Source organism: Gluconacetobacter sp., from assembly GCF_047721585.1.
GTDB classification, from domain to species: domain Bacteria; phylum Pseudomonadota; class Alphaproteobacteria; order Acetobacterales; family Acetobacteraceae; genus Gluconacetobacter; species Gluconacetobacter dulcium.
Window position 1 is genome coordinate 1 of record NZ_JBDNXE010000246.1, and the last position, 2,157, is coordinate 2,157.

The 2,157-nt window shown below is 63.7% G+C and carries 4 protein-coding genes and 1 pseudogene; all 5 read left to right on the top strand.

Going from position 1 to position 2,157, the window contains the following annotated elements:
• Window positions 1-531, top strand: a 531-nt coding sequence (locus ABF821_RS20845) for a replication initiator protein A (protein ID WP_415531450.1), incomplete at its 5' end; no start/stop codon positions are given.
• Window positions 528-1,016, top strand: coding sequence for a DUF2840 domain-containing protein (locus tag ABF821_RS20850; protein WP_415531451.1), 489 nt, complete (start codon window positions 528-530; stop codon window positions 1,014-1,016). The genes ABF821_RS20845 and ABF821_RS20850, both read left to right, overlap by 4 nt.
• Complete coding sequence (locus ABF821_RS20855; RefSeq protein ID WP_415531452.1) at window positions 1,013-1,642, top strand: S26 family signal peptidase; 630 nt, start codon at window positions 1,013-1,015, stop codon at window positions 1,640-1,642. Before ABF821_RS20850 ends, ABF821_RS20855 begins: the two co-directional genes overlap by 4 nt.
• Before the next feature lie 58 nt (window positions 1,643-1,700).
• Window positions 1,701-2,042: a DUF736 domain-containing protein gene (locus ABF821_RS20860; RefSeq protein WP_415531453.1), complete on the top strand. Its 342-nt coding sequence runs from the start codon at window positions 1,701-1,703 to the stop codon at window positions 2,040-2,042.
• Window positions 2,039-2,157, top strand: a pseudogene (locus tag ABF821_RS20865) (lytic transglycosylase domain-containing protein); the annotation flags it as partial. The gene ABF821_RS20860 and the pseudogene ABF821_RS20865, both read left to right, overlap by 4 nt.

Below are 2,157 nucleotides of genomic sequence, written 5' to 3' on the forward strand. Positions count from 1 at the left end.
CCCGCCTACTTCCGGCTGGCCGGTGGTCTGGAACGCTGGCTTTACCGGCTGGCGCGCCGCCATGCCGGTCGGCAGAAGACCGGGTGGACGTTCGATGTGGTGGATCTTCATGCCCGTTCCGGCAGTCTTACCCCGTTGCGCAATTTCATGATCGATATCGGCACCATCGTGCGCCGCCAGAGTATTCCAGGATACGATTTTCAGCTCGTTTCTGGCGGAAAACCGGGAGTCCTGCGCATTGTTCCAACGGGTCGATCCACAGTGCCTGGGGAAAACCATGTGGATCATACCGTTGCTTCAGATGCGGAACATGCCGTTGGTGCAGGTGCGGAATTACCGTTGCTACAGGTGCAAAAACCCGTCGAAGCATCTGATTCAAAAGGAAAAAATGGACCCGTAACTTATATAACTAATATAATAACTTATTATGTAGGGGATTTCGGTCTTTTCGCTCCCCTTCCGGCCGCCCGGTCGGGGCGTGGAGAAAACGCTCGGGAAGCGGTCGCGGATCGCCTGGTTGGTGTCCCATGACCGCCCGTTCTTTCCCGTCGCGGGGCGATGCCCTCACCACGGTCGAACTGACCTGGATCGAGAAGCGCATCGAGCATTGGGTCCGGTTCGGGCACCCTGTCGAGGACCGCATTCTCGATCGTCGGCGCAGGCTGATGAGCTTCACGCCGGACAGTGTGTTCGCGTTTATCCGCTGGGCTGCGAACGATTTCGGCACCGTCGTGTCCTGCGTCGACATCGTGCGCGCGGTCGGCGCTCAGGAAGCCTGCCAGACCGTGCCCTTCGTGCGCCCCGGTGGCGAGAGCCTGCTGCGCCAGAGCGGCTGGCCAAAGGTGCGTCGGGTGCTGGAGGCCATCGACGGCGTGGAGGCGCTGGGAATTGATCCTACGACCGCCTGTCCCGATCACTGGCGGCACCTGCATCACCGGCTCACGGCAGCGGAGGAGCCGCGTCCCTACACGCGCGAACGGCATGAAGGATGGTTACGCCGGAGGGCCGCGTCATGACCCGGCGCGCTTGGTTTTTCACCACGTATTTCGCCGTGCTCGGTGTGGGCACTTCGCTGGCGTTTCATCCCGCGCCGCGCTGGGTCTGGAACGAGACGGCCAGCGTTCCGGTGGGCCTGTATCGCATCCAGGCCACAGTCCCGGTGCGCGTCGGCGACATTGTCGCCATCCGCCTGCCGGAGCGCGAGGCGACGCTGCTGGCAACGCGCGGCTACCTACCTTTCGGCGGGCCGCTGCTCAAGCCGGTGGCGGCACTGGCGGGGCAGAGTGTCTGTCGGAATGGCGCGCATGTCACCATCGACGGGAAACCGGCCGGCGATGCGAAACCCGTCGATCATCGCGGCCGGGCGCTGCCGGTCTGGGAGGGCTGCCAACGCCTCGGGCCGGGGCAGGTGTTCGTCATGAACGCCGCCGTGCCGACCAGTCTGGACGGGCGGTATTTCGGTGTCCTGCCGATGAACACCGTCATCGGACGCGCCGTGCCGATGCATGTCAGGACGGGAGAGGCCGAGCAACCGCCCCCGCATTTCGATCCTCTCCCGGATCTGCGCGATCCAGTGCGGGAACGGCCGCTTCTGGGACCGCCAATGATGCCCGTGAAACAGAGCGAACCGCCCATCCAATGACGGCGACATGGTCGTCGGATTTTCCGTCATCCCTACCATTTACGAGAGGATTTTTCCCATGAGCCAGATCGGATTTTTCACCCGCACCGCCGATGGATTTGCCGGGCGTGTGCGCACCCTGTCGCTGGACGCCGAACTGACCTTCGTTCCAGCGGAAAACAATGGCGCGGAGCATGCGCCGGATTATCGCGTCCACTTGGGTGACGGGGATACTGGCCCCGAGCTGGGCGCGGGATGGAAACGCACCGGGGAACGTGCCGGCGAGTATGTATCCGTGCTCCTGGACGATCCCACTTTCACGCAGCCAATCCGCGCCACGCTGTTCCAGGCCGGGCGCGGCGGGCGTGAATGGCAACTGGTCTGGAACCGACCTGCGAAACGCCCAGGAGGGAGGGAATGAGACGCCGGTTTTTCATGTCCGGCCGCATGCTGGCTGTGCTTGCGCTGACGCTCTCGCCAGCCATCGCCTGCGCGCAGGATTGGGACGATCTGGTGCGGCAGGCGGCGGAACGGAA